Source organism: Aliikangiella maris (assembly GCF_040719265.1).
GTDB classification, from domain to species: Bacteria; Pseudomonadota; Gammaproteobacteria; order Enterobacterales; family Kangiellaceae; genus Aliikangiella; species Aliikangiella maris.
Genome location: NZ_JBFDAH010000031.1, coordinates 1 through 16624 on the forward strand (window position 1 = coordinate 1; position 16624 = coordinate 16624).

The 16624-nt window shown below is 41.8% G+C and carries 13 protein-coding genes; 12 read left to right on the top strand and 1 reads right to left on the bottom strand.

Going from position 1 to position 16624, the window contains the following annotated elements:
* Positions 1-671 precede the first annotated feature (671 nt).
* The 5 genes from ABVT42_RS19400 (at position 672) to ABVT42_RS19420 (ending at position 8076) form a co-directional block, all read left to right on the top strand.
* Positions 672-2123, top strand: a complete 1452-nt coding sequence (locus ABVT42_RS19400; RefSeq protein ID WP_353897620.1) for an imelysin family protein — start codon at positions 672-674, stop codon at positions 2121-2123.
* Between the two features lie 155 nt (positions 2124-2278).
* Positions 2279-4069: a di-heme oxidoreductase family protein gene (locus ABVT42_RS19405; RefSeq protein WP_353897619.1), complete on the top strand. Its 1791-nt coding sequence runs from the start codon at positions 2279-2281 to the stop codon at positions 4067-4069.
* 1 nt (position 4070) lies between these two features.
* Positions 4071-5636: a di-heme oxidoreductase family protein gene (locus ABVT42_RS19410; RefSeq protein ID WP_353897618.1), complete on the top strand. Its 1566-nt coding sequence runs from the start codon at positions 4071-4073 to the stop codon at positions 5634-5636.
* A gap of 15 nt (positions 5637-5651) precedes the next feature.
* Positions 5652-6827, top strand: a complete 1176-nt coding sequence (locus ABVT42_RS19415) for an imelysin family protein (protein ID WP_353897617.1) — start codon at positions 5652-5654, stop codon at positions 6825-6827.
* Positions 6828-6906: 79 nt separating this feature from the next.
* Positions 6907-8076: a DUF1513 domain-containing protein gene (locus ABVT42_RS19420; RefSeq protein ID WP_353897616.1), complete on the top strand. Its 1170-nt coding sequence runs from the start codon at positions 6907-6909 to the stop codon at positions 8074-8076.
* A 92-nt stretch (positions 8077-8168) separates the two neighbouring features.
* On the opposite strand, the gene ABVT42_RS19425 is transcribed toward ABVT42_RS19420, so the two are convergent.
* Positions 8169-10049 (bottom strand): type IV pilus assembly protein FimV, encoded by a 1881-nt coding sequence (locus ABVT42_RS19425; protein WP_353897615.1) that lies wholly within the window; start codon positions 10047-10049, stop codon positions 8169-8171.
* Between the two features lie 512 nt (positions 10050-10561).
* On the opposite strand from ABVT42_RS19425, the gene glyA reads away from it, so the two are divergent.
* The 7 genes from glyA (at position 10562) to nusB (ending at position 16471) form a co-directional block, all read left to right on the top strand.
* The gene (gene glyA / locus ABVT42_RS19430) at positions 10562-11815 is read left to right on the top strand and encodes a serine hydroxymethyltransferase (protein WP_353897614.1); all 1254 of its coding nucleotides are present in this window, start codon (positions 10562-10564) and stop codon (positions 11813-11815) included.
* Positions 11816-11963: 148 nt separating this feature from the next.
* Positions 11964-12422: a transcriptional regulator NrdR gene (gene nrdR, locus ABVT42_RS19435; RefSeq protein ID WP_353897613.1), complete on the top strand. Its 459-nt coding sequence runs from the start codon at positions 11964-11966 to the stop codon at positions 12420-12422.
* 40 nt (positions 12423-12462) lie between these two features.
* Complete coding sequence (gene ribD, locus ABVT42_RS19440) at positions 12463-13611, top strand: bifunctional diaminohydroxyphosphoribosylaminopyrimidine deaminase/5-amino-6-(5-phosphoribosylamino)uracil reductase RibD (protein ID WP_353897612.1); 1149 nt, start codon at positions 12463-12465, stop codon at positions 13609-13611.
* A gap of 4 nt (positions 13612-13615) precedes the next feature.
* Complete coding sequence (locus ABVT42_RS19445; RefSeq protein ID WP_353897611.1) at positions 13616-14269, top strand: riboflavin synthase; 654 nt, start codon at positions 13616-13618, stop codon at positions 14267-14269.
* Entirely contained in the window at positions 14269-15384 is a 1116-nt protein-coding gene (gene ribBA, locus ABVT42_RS19450) for a bifunctional 3,4-dihydroxy-2-butanone-4-phosphate synthase/GTP cyclohydrolase II (RefSeq protein WP_353897610.1), read from the top strand. Before ABVT42_RS19445 ends, ribBA begins: the two co-directional genes overlap by 1 nt.
* A 184-nt stretch (positions 15385-15568) precedes the next feature.
* Positions 15569-16036 (top strand): 6,7-dimethyl-8-ribityllumazine synthase, encoded by a 468-nt coding sequence (gene ribH, locus ABVT42_RS19455; RefSeq protein ID WP_353897609.1) that lies wholly within the window; start codon positions 15569-15571, stop codon positions 16034-16036.
* Positions 16037-16471 carry a transcription antitermination factor NusB gene (gene nusB, locus ABVT42_RS19460; protein WP_353897608.1) on the top strand — a complete coding sequence of 145 codons (435 nt, stop codon included), beginning with the start codon at positions 16037-16039 and terminating at the stop codon, positions 16469-16471.
* The last annotated feature ends 153 nt before the right edge of the window (positions 16472-16624 follow it).

A 16624-nucleotide genomic window follows, 5' to 3' on the forward strand; every position in this document is an offset into this window, starting at 1 on the left:
ACTTCCTTAAACGGTTGAGTTAAATAAGTTCTTTTTTCTTAACTAATAAAGTGATTAAGAAAACCAATGATTCAACGTTAATCTATCCATGATTAGCCAACATATTCGCCTCGAACGTTTTAGCCTTGAGCGTTAAAACGGCAAGAGCACACTATCAAACATGTGATTAACGACGCACAGCAAAACAGCTTTGTAACAAAGCAATAAAGCGTCTACTAATTGGGTAGATTATTCATTTATGAAGAGTGCTATTAGATCATTCATTAAATCCTGTTATCCTTGTCTAATAGCTTATGGTTGTCGTAGTCCTCTTGCGGGATAAAATATATCCGACAATAATCATTCGATAATGTGGTTTCGCTAATTTTGTGATTTCTTTCACATGTCAGACCTTTATATATCTCAATAAATATCAAATGTGACTACCGTTTTAGTGCAATATTCTTTGCAGACTTAACTGAACCTCTTCGTCTCTAAGGCTTAAAACGACACAATCTCTGTGGTCATATCAAATTCATTTAATTGAAATGAAATATTATATCTTTTAAATCAAAGGGTTACTTTTACTAATACGATCTAGATCAGTAAATAGTTAAATATGCGATTGAAAGTGATAAGCGATCTCATTATCATTTGGTTTAATGTTTGTTAGTATTGGAAATAGAGATAAAATGAAAACGCGTAATAAAAATTTATTCAATCTTAAGCCTTATTGGCTAGCACTAGGCGTGGCTTCATCACTTGTTTTGAGTGGTTGTGCCGACGATGGAAAAGACGGGACCGATGGTGTACAAGGGCCTGCTGGAGAGAATGGGACCGATGGTGTTAGTCAGTTAGTGACACAACAAGATGTGCTTAAAACCAATGCGAATATTGCATACGCCAGCTATGGTGATTCGCTGATTGGTGCAATCAGTTTAAAAAGTGCGTTACAAGCCTTAATTGAAAATCCAACTGAAGAAACATTGAATCAGGCAAAAATTGCTTGGGTTGAATCGCGTGAACCTTATTTACAAACTGAAGTTTATCGTTTTCGTTCAGGACCAATCGATGCTTTAAAAGATGATGGCACAATGGGGGAAGATGGTGATGGGCCTGAAGGTCAAATTAATGCCTGGCCACTTGGCGAAGCAATCATTGACTATGTTGCTAACGCTGTTGATGGCGATCCTAACCCCGAAAATATTAGTTCAACGGCTAACATCAATATTAATATTATTGCTGACAGCATTAACTTTCCTGAAATTAATAAAGCAATTTTAAAAGATAATTTTGAATTAAATGGTGATGAGCGAAATGTCACTACTGGTTATCATGCGATTGAATTTTTATTGTGGGGCCAAGATTTAAATCTAGATGGCAGTGGCGGTGGACCGCGCGATACCAGCAGCGGCACGCGTCCGGTTTCTGATTATTATTTTCAAGATAATGGACATTTAGGTCAATGTACCAGTGGTGCAGGCCAAGGCAGTGCCGATGAGACTTGTGTTCGCCGCGCAGCTTATTTAATGGCAGCAGCAGACTTGTTGGTAGATGACTTACAACGTTTGGTTGACGCTTGGAATCCATCAGGTAGTAATAATTATTATCATTCGTTTGTTGCTGGTGGCGACAATTCTTTAGCAAAAATTCTTGAAGGGATGGGGCGTCTTGGTTACGGCGAATTAGCCGGTGAGCGAATGAATATTGCATTACTAACTGATTCACAAGAAGATGAACACTCTTGCTTTAGCGATAATACTCACCGTGATATTTATTTAGATGCCTTAGGGATTCAAAATACCTTTTTAGGTCAATACACGCGAATTGACGGACAACTGGTCGAGGGGGCGGGGATCGATGATCTATTGGTCGTTAACGGTCACGCTGAATTAGCTAATCAATTGCGCGCACATCTGGAAGATACGATGGCAAAAGTCAGAGTTATAGATGTCCGTGCTAAATCAGGTTTGCCATTTGATAATCAGATTCAACTGGGAATAAACGAACCTAACATTACTGCCTCAATTAACGCATTAGTGGCACAAACATCAGTGATTGAACAAGCAATTACAGCATTAAATGTTGCAACGGGTGATCTATGCCAAGATACCGAAGAAAATATTGGTAACGCTTGTAACTAAATGATTGTGGATACCCTGATAAAAAGTCTGTTTTTTTAACGGACTTTTTTTAGTTTGGCCAACCAATAGCGTCAATGGTTTTTTGCTACTAAATATAACAGGGTAATCGAGCTCAATTTGCTCATTTTAATCGGGGGATGGGAGAGCAATTACCAATGAAAAATTATTCTTGTAAGCAACAAAATATAATTAATTTGCTGACTAAAAAGCCAACGAAGCAAACAAACTTAGTACAGTTTCTTATGCCAATTTTTAAGCCGCGAAGTTTGCAGTGGATTAGTCGCTTAGCACCATTTGCCGGTGCAATATCGCTAGGCTTAATTGTTGCGTGCGGTGGTTCAGGAGGCGGCTCGACTCAACCTGAGCCACCAGAAATTAAAGATCCACCAATTGTCATTGAGCCACCCAAAAATGAACTGCCCGAAGTATCGGCAGATGTGGTTGACCCGTCTGAAGTTAATGCTGGCGGTGAGGTTACTGTTGCGCGTAGTGATGAAGATGCATTCGGACAGTCTGCGCCAAAGGTAAGCAGTGATTTTAATCTCGATGCCAACTTTAAAGCGGGAAATATGTTATTTCGTAATACTCATGCTGGTCAAGGCCCGATTCTCAATACGGCCACTTGTCAAGGGTGTCATGTAAAAGATGGGCGTGGACATATTCCAATGGATAGCAGTGAACCAATGGATGCGATGCTGATCAAAATAAGTGCGGTAGATGGACAAGATGAGCCAACTTATGGCGGGCAAATTCAGACTTTTGGTATTGCTTCATTTGAAGGCAATGATCCAACCGCTGGGCTCCCCAGATATAACGGTGCTATTAATACGGGTGAAGCCTTGGGTGAAGCTTATGTTTATATTGAGTTTACTGAGATTAATGGGCAATACCCCGATGGTGAAAATTACGTTTTACGTCAGCCTACCTATCGAATTAAAGATTTATCTTATGGGGATATTTCCCCAGGCAGTTTGCTATCGCCAAGAGTCGCGCCTGCACTCTTTGGTTTAGGTTTACTGGGTGCGATTGCTGAAACTGATATTCGTGCCTTAGCAGATCCAAATGATGCTAACAATGATGGCATTTCTGGTCGAGTTAACCAACAACAAACCATTTTATCGGATGAAGTTAAACTCGGGCGATTTGGTAGTAAAGCTTTCACCACCAGTGTATTGCACCAGACTGTTATGGCTTATCGAGGTGATATGGGAATAACTAGCAGTATTGTGCCTGATGAGCCTTGCACTGTATTGCAACAAGCCTGTATTGATAAAGCCGCGGATGAGCCAAATGGCGGCAATGAAGGGAGTGATATCACTCATGTTGAACTGGCCTTGGTTGAGTTTTATTCGCGCACGTTAGCGGTGCCAAAACGGCGAGGATATGATGCTGCTAGTGAAACCTGGCAAGCAGATATCTGGTTAGGACGGCAAAAGTTTTTCAATATTGGTTGTACTGGATGCCATGTACCACGGCATCAAACCGGAGAGGCGGCTGGCAGTGTGTTGGGCGAAATTCAATTAAACCAATTAACACCTGATGCAGCACCAATTGAAGCTTTGTCATCACAAGTGATCTGGCCGTATACCGATTTGTTGTTACATGATATGGGGGGAAGTTGTCAGCCATTAACCCGAGAGTTAGTTACCGGAGAATCTTGCTCGGGCGGTGAAATGTGTGAGTATGTTTTGCGTTGCGATGGTTTAGCTGATGGTCGACCTGAAGGATTAGCCAGCGGCAGCGAATGGCGAACAGCCCCATTATGGGGATTAGGTCTGGTGAAAACCGTTAACCCCAGAGCAACTTATTTGCATGATGGTCGTGCTCGCACAATAGAAGAAGCGATTTTATGGCATGGTGGCGAGGCTCAAACCTCACTAGAACAATTTAAACTGCTTAATAAAAATGAGCGGGCCGCTGTAATTGCCTTTTTGGAGTCAATGTAAAATGCCTGTATTAGACCAGTTGGTGAAAGTTATTTTTATATTAGCTATCGGCTGGTCTGGCTGGGTGTGTTTTTCTGCGCAGACTTTCTGGCATGATGGTGCGGATCTGTCACAACATAATTTAGAAAAAAAAGCAGAAAAAAATTCAAACAATAAACCGAGACCTAACGCCGCGCAGGAATCGTCCTATATTCAGTCTAATACTGCTGTACCACGATACCGTAACAATACATTTATTCAACCTGCTGTAAAGCTAGATTTAAAAGCGCAAATGCCGTTTTGGGTTGGATTATCGTTTTTTCGTGATCCTTGGGTGGTCGCGCCAGCAACAACAACTGCGCGCGATGGACTTGGCCCTTTATTTAATGCTCGCTCTTGTATCACCTGCCATATCAACGGGGGGCGCGGTGCGTTGCCTGATGAAACATCAGATTTACCCGTTGCGCTGGTGTTAAAACTCGGTCCTGAGCAAGGAGATGAACAGATAGGTAATATTGGCGATCCTGTTTATGGACGCCAATTGCAACTGCGCAGTATTCATCGGCAGATTGCCAAGGGGATTGCACCAGAACCAACCTTGACTGCAAATGAGCAAACGTATCATTTAGCCGAATTGTCAGATAAAAAAGTATTACTGGCCGAGGGACGAGTTAAGCGAATTTGTGACATTAAATCTGGACACTTTGCTGATGGCGAAGCTTATTCTTTGTGTTCGCCTAGCTATCAGGTGAGCCATTTAAGTTATGGCGAAATGAAATCATCAACACAAATTTCTCCGCGTTTAGCTCCACCTTTGATTGGCATGGGATTGCTACAACAAATTTCAGCACAGCAAATTTTAAAACGTCAAGATTTGTTGGATCAAAACCAAGATGGAATCTCGGGAAAAGCAAATTGGGTGCGCTCAATTAAACACGATGAATTAGCCTTGGGACGTTTTGGTTTTAAAGCGGCGCAGCCGAGTGTGGCACAGCAAACTGCTGCTGCCTTTAACCATGATATGGGAATAACCTCCTCATTGTATCCGCAAGAAGAATGTACTAACCAGCAAACTGGTTGCCAGATGCAAAAACACAGGGAGTTATTAGCTTCAAAAAACAGCATATTAGACATTGCTGACGATTTATTACAACAGGTTGTTTTTTTTACGGAAAACTTGCGAGTCCCGCCGCTGCGTAATCAGCAGCGTAAACAGTTTAAGCAAGGGCAACAACTATTTCGACAAATGCAATGTGAAGCTTGTCATGTTGCCAGCTATCAACTGGCTGATGGACAAGTGATTTATCCCTATACCGATTTATTGTTACACGATATGGGAGATGCACTGGCAGATAATCAGGGCGAATATTTGGCAACCGGTCGAGAGTGGCGAACTCCCCCCTTGTGGGGACTTGGTTTACAACAGCGAATCACTGGACAAAATGCCTTTTTGCATGATGGTCGGGCGAGAAGTCTAAGCGAAGCTATTTTATGGCATGGTGGCGAAGCACTTAATGCGCGTAATCAATTTATACGTAGCCAAAAATCACAAAGAGATGCACTTTTATATTTTTTAAATTCGATTTAATTGGGGAAGTTTTTTATGTTTAATTTTCGTGCAAACTTAGTCAGCAGTATGAGCTTGGCTGCAGCTCTGCTCATGTTGAGTTTTATATATGGTTGCGGTGGTGGTGGCGGTAGTGAGCCAAATGATGATGATTTTACCGCAGGCAGTAATAAAGTTGATGAGCAAGTTGCGCTGTTACGTTACCTTGGTAATGATGTGTTTGTTCCTGGGTATCAATCACTTGCCCAGGCCTCTGTTGAGCTGGTAAATAGTGCTCAGGTTTTTTGTAGTTCGTCATCTTTAAGTGCAACCGAATTGAGCCAACTTCGACATGCTTGGTTAACCGTTATGGATAAGTGGCAGTTATTACAAATTATGCGTTTTGGTCCGATCGTAAAAAATAACTACCAATATCGAATTCAGTTTTGGCCAGATGACAATAATGCAGTCACAAATAATATTGAAAACCTGTTATCTGGTACACAGGTTATCACCGAGTCAGTTGTGGCAAATACCAGTGTTGGCGCACAGGGATTACCTGCTATCGAATATTTGATCTTTAAAGCAGATGAGCAAGTACTTGCTGAATTTAGCGACAGTAATACTGCGGCTCGCCGTTGCCAGCTGTTAAATGCTATTACTTTAAACCTGCAGACTATTACGGCTGATTTGGTCGACCGATGGTTGGCTTCGGGTGAAGATTTTATCAGTGATTTTACCGGAAAAGGTATTGCGGGTAGTGGCGATACTTCGAAGCTGGATGAGATGGTCAGTGATGTCGTCAATACTTTGATCGAGCAAGCCCAGTTTATTTTATTAAATAAATTACAAGCGCCTTTAGGTGATAATATTCCTGGTTATACACAAGCGGCTGAGTCTTGGCGTAGCGAGTATTCTAAAGCTAATCTGGTGAATAATTTGAAAGCCTTTAAGGTTGTTTACGGTGAAAATAACTTCGGATTTAGCCGATATTTAAATGAAGTGGTTGAAGCCGATGTATTAGATGCCAATATGCAAGAGCGATTACAACAGCTAGTCGATATCAGTGAGCAAATAGAAGGAACCTATTCGCAGGCATTAGCTTCGCAGACAGAACGAGAAAAAATAAGTCAGCTGGTTGAGTTAATGCAGTCTTTGATTGTAAAGCTGGAAGGTGACTTAGCCAAGGCAATGAATGCAACTGTTGGTTTTAATGGTAATGATGGCGATTGATAGTTTGAAGGTTTGTGTTAAAAGAAATTTAGTTTAACAAGCAAATGTCTACATCGAACTGAACAAGTCAGGAGAAATGATGAACCGTCGAGAATTTATATATCGAGCGCTGTTGGCAGGTGCTGCTGCTAGCCTGGTTGGCTGTAATACTCAACAAAAATCGCAATCGGTAAATGGTTTTTTGAGTGCTTGCACCCAAGGAAAAGATCAACACTTTGTCGCTCTGTTTAGCCACGCCGGTGAAATTCAATTTAAGACGACAGTGCCGGGGCGTTGCCACGGATTTGCCCCACATCCTGTCAATAAAACGGCAATCGTATTTGCACGAAGGCCAGGACAATTTTTGCTGGAACTTGATTTACAAACGGGTGAAGTTATTCAACAAATTAATGCTCAGTCAGCACATCATTTTTATGGGCACGGCTGCTTTTCTAAAGATGGCAAATATTTGATAACATCTGAAAATAATTATATTAACCAGCAGGGGCTGATGGTTATTCGCGATAGCCAAACTTATCAGGTTGTCGCTGAATACCAAAGTGGAGGTATTGGCCCACATGAGTCGGCCCCATTAAGCCAAAATAATATTTTGGTTGTTGCTAATGGCGGTATATTAACCCATCCAGAACAAGGTCGAAAAAAACTTAATCTGGATACGATGCAACCCAATCTGAGTTATCTTGAGCTGGCATCGGGCAAAATTATTGATAGCTATCAGCCTCCACATCACCAGTTAAGCATTCGTCATTTAGCGGTATCTACTGATGATACGGTGGTAATGGGACTCCAATACCAGGGCGATCGTTTTCATCAAGTCCCACTGGCATTAACCCATCGAGGTGAAAATCAGTTACAGATTATGAAGGCGCCCCCTGAAGTATTGATGGCTATGCGACAGTATGTTGCCAGTGTGGCAATTAATCCGGTAGCGAATCAAGCGGTGTTAACTGCACCACGAGGTAATCTGGTTACGGTGTGGGATATTGCCAATAAAACATTGGTTGATTCATTGAAGTTAAAAGATTCTGCTGGTGTTGCCTATGATCGGCATGGTGACAGGCTCTTGCTGACTAATGGATATGGTAATATTTATGAATACGCACATCAACCACAACAAGGTAAGCAATCCTCAATTCGCGATTTAAATTCTTCCAAGTATGGTGGGCAACAAGCGGGAGTTCAATCCTTAACTGGCTCACAGCAAATCAAGCTCAAGTGGGATAACCATGTGGTACCAGTATCCGTTTAATTTATTTTGATGGAAAGCCAAATCGTTATTTAAAAATTGCACTGGCGAGATAGACTCGCCGGCATACTAAATTTGAAAAGCAGGCGCTTGTGTTATTTAAAAGAGGATACTTTTTCGTTCCACTCTCGAATAAATTCATCATTGAGTGTATCCAAGTCAACATCTTCATCGTCGGTGAATACTAAGCCTGAATTGTCGATAGACTGATCATTTTTGCCGTGAGTGTCTAGTTTTGCGACTATATTGGTTTTTAAGTTACTGTCTAGTTCGGTATAAATATTTTTACGGATATCTAGTAAGGCTTGCACAATTCGCGTGTTGCCAGAATACTGAATTAAACTTTCATTAACTAATTCTTTAGCCAGGTCGTAGCGATTGCAACTCAAATAAAAGTCAGCGGCTGAGCGAAGATATTTAATCTGTGCCGAAGTCGACACATTTTTAGGAATAGATAATTCACGTACCGATGGTGGCTTGGATTGATCTTGCTGCTGGTTACTGGCAATGGTTTCCAGTTGATCATCAAGTTCTTGAGTAAAGCGCTTAACCTTGCGCCGAGTGGTGTAGCGTGAACCTAAATATGCCAGAAGTAATGCAATAACTAACCAGCTGAAAGTTTGCCAAAACGATGGCCCATTATCAGTAGAAGTTGTCAATGTCTGATCAGAATTTTGACTGGCTGGAGAAGGTACCAGATTATTCCGATTTGACAACGCGCTATTGCTACTATTGTTTAAAGTAGTATTTTCCGCATTTTCAATTTGAACGACTTGCGGCTTGTCGTTGACTGTTTCTGCTTTGGTCGAAGCATTGGTACTAAGCTGAGTGGCTGATTGGTTATTGCTGCCATCTGTCTCTGCTGGTGTTTCTGCGGAAGATTCACTAATGACCGATAAAGCAGAGTGAGACAAATCTTTTATAGCCTTAAAGGCAGGCATGGGATCGATTTGAGCTGTATATTGGCGCATTTGCTGTGGATTTTGCAATTGAGCGATTAAGCCTTCCAATTTGGCCAGTTGCTGTTTCATTTGCGCATTTTGCGCTCTCTCATATTCTATATCGGCTTTCAGACTAGATAATTCTTGCTCAATAAATACGGTGCGGTTTGCTAATCGCTGTTGATCGACAGGTTGGCTGCTTGCAGCAAGCTGTTGCTTAGCGACTGGTGTATTTATATTGGTTTTATTTAAATTCGGTTCGTTTACACTGGGGCTATGCGAGTCGAGCGCATTTGTATCTAAATACAGGGTCACCCCAAGTTTTAACTGGTTTTTATCTTCATTTAAAAAAGCATGAGGATTATTGTCAAAAATCACCTGCATTTTTTGAGTTAGGGTCAAGTGTTCAACTTCCCAACTCCGAGCGATACGCCACAAACTTTGTCCTTGCTCAACGACAATTGAAGGCTGATTTAAACGCGTTTGCTGGGGAATTATCGAAGTATTTTTCGGCGTATCTTGATTGACTGCAATATCTTTCGCCAGGTTATGATTGGTTGTAATTCGATTAGTCTGAGCATTCGCTGCGGTGGATTGCTGCGAATTGGTCACATTCGCCAAGCGTTGATTATTGGCATACAATTCCGCCGGATCCATAAAAAGCGCTATTTCTTTGAAAATAGTGGTGCCTTTGTAATCAATGGCGACGACAAAATTAACGACAGGCTCTTTAATTGGATAGTGACTGGTAATTTGCAACATTGGCCCCGAATTGGTTTCAACGGCATTAAATTTGAGTTTAGGTATCCATAAAGGATAATTCAGACCAAATCGATTATGTTGTTGTTCGTTGGCAATACGGGCACGAATATCATGCAATTCATATTCAGTGGCAATGATCGGCAAGCTGATATTCAGTGGCCGATTAAGTATTGCCGCAGTATCGGGATTACCAAAACCAATGGCAAGCAAATTGGTTGTTGGTGTCGTCAGCGAAACAGCAATCGCTAGCGACAATAAATTCAATCGGGGCATAATTGCCATCTCCTGACTTTTAACTACTGCCTTAATCGATACTTACAGCCTTATTCGATTAATCTCTATGTGAGTTTTTTCTGTTATTTCTAATTATGGCCGCTAACACTCGGTTCGTCCTCATTATTTAATAACAATTGGTTATTAACAGTTGGTTTGATATTGAAACTAATAAAACATCGCCGCTACCGTTATGGGTAAACCGTTACACAAAAATTTTGATCAGACGATAAACTATCAATATCGCTAATAATCGGCCACTTATGGCTAAACTAGAGAAATAATTAGTGTCTTCTTAATTTTGATCGATAAAATACACGTTTGGCTTAAGAAATTTTAAAATTAATGCTTAAGTGCATAACAATAGTCACTTTGGTTCTAATGCGAAATCGGTATGTCGATCCCTAGGTGAATCAGCGACACACCAAATGATTTGCTATACAATACGCTCGAAATTTGAACGCTGCTTTCAAACATCGAATTTTAAAACTACAACTTTAGGAATTAGCTTCATGTTAGATAATAAACAATCTTTAGCAGAATATGACTCAGAATTATGGCAATCCATTGAAGCGGAGAAGCAACGCCAGGAACAACATATTGAGTTGATCGCATCAGAAAACTATACCAGCGCCAGAGTAATGGAAGCACAGGGCTCTGTGTTAACAAACAAATATGCCGAAGGCTATCCTCATAAACGTTATTATGGCGGATGTGAATTTGTTGATGTGACTGAAGATTTAGCCATTGCCCGAGTAAAAGAATTATTTGGGGCTGATTATGCCAATGTTCAGCCACATTCTGGCTCTCAAGCTAATGCGGCTGTTTATATGGCTTTACTAAAGCCTGGCGATACCGTTTTAGGTATGAACTTGAGCGAAGGTGGTCATTTAACTCATGGATCACCAGTTAACTTTTCGGGTAAGCTTTACAACTCTGTTCAGTACGGTCTGGATGAAAAAGGTTATATCGATTATGAGCAGGTTGAAGCATTAGCGCTTGAGCACAAACCTAAAATGATTTTAGCGGGTTTTTCTGCCTATTCGCGTGTTGTTGATTGGGCCCGTTTCCGTGAAATTGCGGATAAAGTAGGCGCATATTTTATGGTCGATATGGCACATGTTGCCGGACTAATTGCTGCTGGACTGTATCCTAATCCGGTTCCTCATGCAGATGTTGTTACTTCTACAACACATAAAACCCTGGCCGGTCCTCGTGGTGGTGTGATATTAGCGCGTGCCAATGAAGAGCTGGAAAAGAAATTTAACTCTGCGGTATTCCCCGGTGGTCAAGGTGGTCCATTAATGCATGTGATTGCTGGTAAAGCGGTTGCCTTTAAAGAAGCATTAAGCGATGAGTTTAAAGCAACGCAAAAGCAGGTACTGGCTAACTCACGTGCAATGGTCGATGTTATCATGCAGCGTGGTTACAAAATTGTTTCTGGTGGTACCGATAATCACCTGTTCTTGTTAGATTTAATCGATAAAGACATTACTGGTAAAGATGCTGAGGCTGCACTAGGTCAAGCTTATATCACGGTTAATAAAAACACCGTACCAAATGAGCCTCGCTCGCCATTTGTAACCAGCGGTTTACGTCTAGGTAGCCCGGCAATCACCACTCGTGGCTTTAAAGAAGCCGAAGCGGCAGAGCTGGCTGGCTGGATTTGTGATATTTTAGATGATATTACTAACCAGGAAGTTATTGCGGCTACCAAGCAAAAAGTACTGGAGTTAACTGCGCGTTTCCCAGTATATGCAAAGTAAGTTGACGCGAATCGGTGTTAAAAAGATAGCGTTAAAAAGACTAAGCGTGTAATTTAGTCTTAAGTTAGTGTTATAATAGCAAAGCCATTTCGACATAGTCGGAATGGCTTTTTTTATTTCTATTTGTACGTTTTTTATGGAGCTACCCATGCGTTGCCCATTTTGCTCTTTTCAAGATACTAAAGTTATCGATTCTCGATTGGTTGCCGAAGGCGATCAGGTGCGCCGTCGCCGCGAATGTAACGAATGCGGAGAAAGGTTTACTACTTTTGAAGGTGCCGAATTGGTGATGCCAAAAGTCATTAAAGGTGATGGTACTCGCCAACCGTTTGACGATAACAAGCTAAAAGCGGGTATTTTGCGAGCAGTAGAAAAACGTCCTGTCTCTGTTGAAGATGTCGAAAAGTCAATTCTCAGTATTCAATCGAAATTACGAGCCTTAGGGGAACGCGAAGTTTCAGCACAAGTGATTGGTGAAATGGTGATGGATGCCCTTAAAAAGCTCGATCAGGTGGCCTATGTAAGGTTTGCATCAGTATATCGACGATTTAAGGATGTGAGTGATTTTCGAGATGAAATCGCTCGCCTGGAATCGAAAGATTCATGATTTAATGTGCCATTTAATTAAACACTCGTTATAGCCAATCATGCAGCCTGAACACTTACTCATTAAAAATACGAGACAATGGTCTACTCAAGATCGTGAGTGGATGTCGCTGGCTTTACAGTTGGCAAAAAAAGGGCGTTATACCGTGCGCTCAAACCCGTTAGTTGGTTGTGTCATTATTAAAGATGGCCAAATACTTGGCCAGGGGTGGCATGAAAAAGCAGGCATGGCACATGCCGAAATCAATGCACTGACTGCTGCTAAAGCTAACGGAGCTGATGTTAAAGGAGCAATCTGTTATGTCACTCTTGAGCCTTGTTCTCATCAGGGGAAAACGGGTTCATGTGCCACGGCTTTAGTTGCAGCCGGAATTGGTAAAGTAATCTGTGCAATGGAAGATCCAAATCCGCTGGTTTCAGGTAAAGGTTTTGCAAGACTACTCGATGCGGGAATAGCCGTGGAATATGGTTTATATGAAGATCAGGCTCAACAACTCAATCGAGGCTTTTGTTCTCGAATGTTGCGTCAGCTTCCTTGGCTTACCTGCAAGTTGGCTATGAGTCTTGATGGCCGGACTGCATTGGCGTCCGGAGAAAGTCAATGGATAACCGGCGCTGCGGCCCGCCAGGATGTACATCGTTTACGCGCAACCCAAGATGCCATTATTACAGGTGCAGGCACAGTGACATTTGATAATCCCAGTTTAACTGTCAGGTTGACTGAGTTATCTGACTTACCTATGCAGCACTCAACCAATAAGCTGCAATTTAAACAGCCTGCTCGAGTGATTATTGATCCTCAGGCGCGAGTGAGCCCACAGGCAAAAGTCTTTAATGATGATGCATCAGTATATTGGGTTAACCAGCAGCAACAGCAACACGCTAGCCAACAGGTGAACACACTGGATTATCAGTCTGACTTTTATTCACTGCTGCAACAAATGGCTTTAAAAGGGATGAATTACTTAATGCTGGAATCGGGTCATCAGTTAGCGGGGGGGTTTTTGCAACAGGGATTAATTGATGAATTACATATTTATATGGCGCCAAAACTCATGGGAAATTACGCCAAAGGATTATTTGAACTCAATATTGAACACATGCAAAATACGCCGCAATTGGCGCTGCAAGATATTCGCCAACTGGGTGAAGATATTCGTTTGATCTACCAAGTGAATAAGACAGGGTGAAAAAATGTTTACTGGAATAATTGAAGCAACAGGGCAAATTGCCAAAATGGAATCGCGAGGTGGCGATAAAGTATTGACAATCAATGTTGGTAAGCTCGATATGAGCGATGTTAAATTAGGTGACAGTATCGCTTGTAACGGGGTGTGTCTAACGGCAATTGATTTTAATGAAAACACTTATATTGCAGATGTTTCTGGCGAAACACTCAAACTTTCCACCTTAGGCGCATTACAAGTTGGTGCACCGGTGAATCTGGAAAAGGCATTGACCCCGAGTTCTCGATTAGGCGGTCATATTGTTAGTGGACATGTTGATGGTATTGGTGAGATTGTCGGTATTGCTAATGATTCACGTAGTGTGCAATTCGATATTCAAGCGCCCGCCGATTTAGCGCGATATATTGCCAAAAAAGGATCGATTACAGTGGACGGAGTTTCGCTCACTGTAAATGAAGTTGAGCAGGATATTTTTAAACTGAATCTAGTGCCACATACACTCCAAGAGACTACTGCCAGCCACTACAAAGTGGGGCATCGAGTCAACTTAGAAGTCGATTTGCTGGCGCGTTATCTGGAACGTTTGTTACAGGGGAAAGCGCAATCTCAACCTGACAGACTAAACTATGAATTACTGGTAAAAAGTGGGTTTATTAAATAATGCAATTAAATACAGCTAAAGAGCTAATTGAGGATATCGCCGCCGGTAAAATGGTCATTTTGATGGATGATGAAGATCGCGAAAATGAAGGTGATCTGGTGATGGCATCGACAATGGTTCGGCCGGAAGATATTAATTTTATGGCACGTTATGGGCGTGGATTAATTTGTCTGACATTAACTCAGGAACGTTGTGAACAATTGCGTTTGCCGTTAATGGTAGAACGGAATTCTGCGTCATTTGAAACTAATTTTACCTTATCGATTGAAGCCGCACAGGGCGTTACTACCGGTATATCTGCGGCAGATCGTGCACGAACTATTCAGGCTGCTATTGCGGCGGATGCCAAGCCCGAAGATATTGTTCAACCGGGACACATCTTTCCGATTATGGCCAAGCCTGGTGGTGTTTTAAATCGAGCGGGACATACTGAAGCCGGGTGCGATTTAGCGCGCTTGGCTGGGCTCGAGCCTAGCGCGACGATAGTTGAAATTTTAAATGAAGATGGCACTATGGCTCGCCGTCCGGATCTAGAAAAAGTTGCTGAGCAGCATAATTTGAAAATCGGTACGATTGCCGATTTAATTGAATATCGCATGAATACAGAACACTCTATTGAACAAGTTCAATGTGTTGAATGGCCCACAGAATTTGGACTGTTTAAACTTCATGCATTTCGCGACAAGATTGATGGACAAACTCATATAGCTTTAGTGAAAGGTGACATTCAACCTGATGAAACGGTGATGGTACGCGTGCATGTGGCTGATGTTGCCTCGGATTTGCTGGCTCGAGAAAAACGCGATGCTGGTAACTGGACCCTGCGCCGAGCAATTGAAAAAGTAGCAGCAGAAGGCAAGGGAGTGGTAGTACTTTTAGGTTATCATGCTTCTCCAGACATGCTACTTGATCGCATTGCCGTAATTTCAGGTAAACAAGTTATTAGTCCAAAAGCACAAGCAAAAGCCAGCAGAGCATCACGCACGGTCGGGATTGGCTCACAGATTTTAATGGAGCTTGGGGTACATAAAATGCGTCTACTCAGTCCGGTGAAAAAGTTTATCGCTCTGTCAGGGTTTAAGTTGGAAGTTGTCGAATACATTGAAGACCAATAATAACGTTGAATGACAAAGTTTGATCAGGCAGTTTAATGATTTAAGCTCAATGATACAAACCGGATAAAAGCAGCAACAGATTAATACAGCCTACGCAGGCTGCAATCGCAAGTTTTAACTTGATTCAGTTTTAAACTAACCCCTTAATCGGGTGTAATTAAAACAAATACAAAAGAGAGAGAAAATGGTGACATTTGAAGGTGATATGATTGGTCAGGGCGGCAAATTTGTATTGTTGGTAGCCCGATTCAATAGTTTTGTTGTAGAAAGTCTGGTTGAAGGAGCAATTGATGCGCTCAAAAGACACGGTGTTGCAGAGTCAGATATTGATATTGTGCGTGTACCTGGCGCATTTGAAATGCCAATTGCTGCACAGCGTATCGCGGCAAAACAAAAATACGACGCTATAGTTGCGCTTGGCGCAGTGATTCGTGGCGGTACGCCTCACTTTGAGTATGTTGCGGGTGAGTGTGTTAAAGGCTTGGCGCAAGTTTCTCTGCATCATAACTTACCTGTTGCCTTTGGTGTGTTAACCGTAGACAGCATCGAACAAGCCATTGAACGTGCAGGCACTAAAGCGGGTAATAAAGGCGCAGAAGCCGCATTAAGCGCATTAGAAATGGTTAACTTATTTAACGAACTGGATAAGTAAATGCTCCAAAAACCATCAACTCGAAAAAAAGCGCGACGTTATGCGATTCAGGGGCTCTATCAATGGCATATGAGTGGTTCCGGGATTGAAGAAATTGAATTGCAATTTCTTGAGTCAATGAATCAGGCAAAGGTAGATGTTGAGTATTTTCGCGAGATCTTAGTCAATACTTTGCGCCTGATTAATCAGCTGGATGAACAGCTTAAACCTTTTTTAGATCGGGACTTTAGTGAAGTAAACCCCGTTGAACTATCCATTTTGCGACTAGCCTGTTATGAGTTGACAGAGCGTATGGATATACCTTACAAAGTGGTTATTAATGAAGCATTGGAATTAAGCAAAACTTTTGGCGCAGCTGATGGTCATAAGTTTGTCAATGGGATTTTGGATAAGTTGGCCCGAAAAACCAGGCCCTTGGAAGCTAAACCCACCTAATCAAAAGATAGTTTATCTGACCTTGTTGTCGGTTATTTTTACCAGAAAAATTATGGGTAACAAATAACCGACAAAATAGACACATAGAGCACGAATGTTGTTGAGCTGTCATGTTGTTTATCACTGCTGTAGATTGGCAAAGAAGTCGATTAT

Coding starts and splice junctions, on each gene's coding strand:
- ABVT42_RS19405 (WP_353897619.1), top strand. CDS start 2,279: ATGAAAAATTATTCTTGTAAGCAACAAAATATAATTAATTTGCTGACT.
- ABVT42_RS19420 (WP_353897616.1), top strand. CDS start 6,907: ATGAACCGTCGAGAATTTATATATCGAGCGCTGTTGGCAGGTGCTGCT.
- ABVT42_RS19445 (WP_353897611.1), top strand. CDS start 13,616: ATGTTTACTGGAATAATTGAAGCAACAGGGCAAATTGCCAAAATGGAA.
- ABVT42_RS19425 (WP_353897615.1), bottom strand. CDS start 10,049: ATGCCCCGATTGAATTTATTGTCGCTAGCGATTGCTGTTTCGCTGACG.
- ribBA (WP_353897610.1), top strand. CDS start 14,269: ATGCAATTAAATACAGCTAAAGAGCTAATTGAGGATATCGCCGCCGGT.
- ABVT42_RS19410 (WP_353897618.1), top strand. CDS start 4,071: ATGCCTGTATTAGACCAGTTGGTGAAAGTTATTTTTATATTAGCTATC.
- ribD (WP_353897612.1), top strand. CDS start 12,463: ATGCAGCCTGAACACTTACTCATTAAAAATACGAGACAATGGTCTACT.
- nusB (WP_353897608.1), top strand. CDS start 16,037: ATGCTCCAAAAACCATCAACTCGAAAAAAAGCGCGACGTTATGCGATT.
- ribH (WP_353897609.1), top strand. CDS start 15,569: ATGGTGACATTTGAAGGTGATATGATTGGTCAGGGCGGCAAATTTGTA.
- ABVT42_RS19415 (WP_353897617.1), top strand. CDS start 5,652: ATGTTTAATTTTCGTGCAAACTTAGTCAGCAGTATGAGCTTGGCTGCA.
- nrdR (WP_353897613.1), top strand. CDS start 11,964: ATGCGTTGCCCATTTTGCTCTTTTCAAGATACTAAAGTTATCGATTCT.
- ABVT42_RS19400 (WP_353897620.1), top strand. CDS start 672: ATGAAAACGCGTAATAAAAATTTATTCAATCTTAAGCCTTATTGGCTA.
- glyA (WP_353897614.1), top strand. CDS start 10,562: ATGTTAGATAATAAACAATCTTTAGCAGAATATGACTCAGAATTATGG.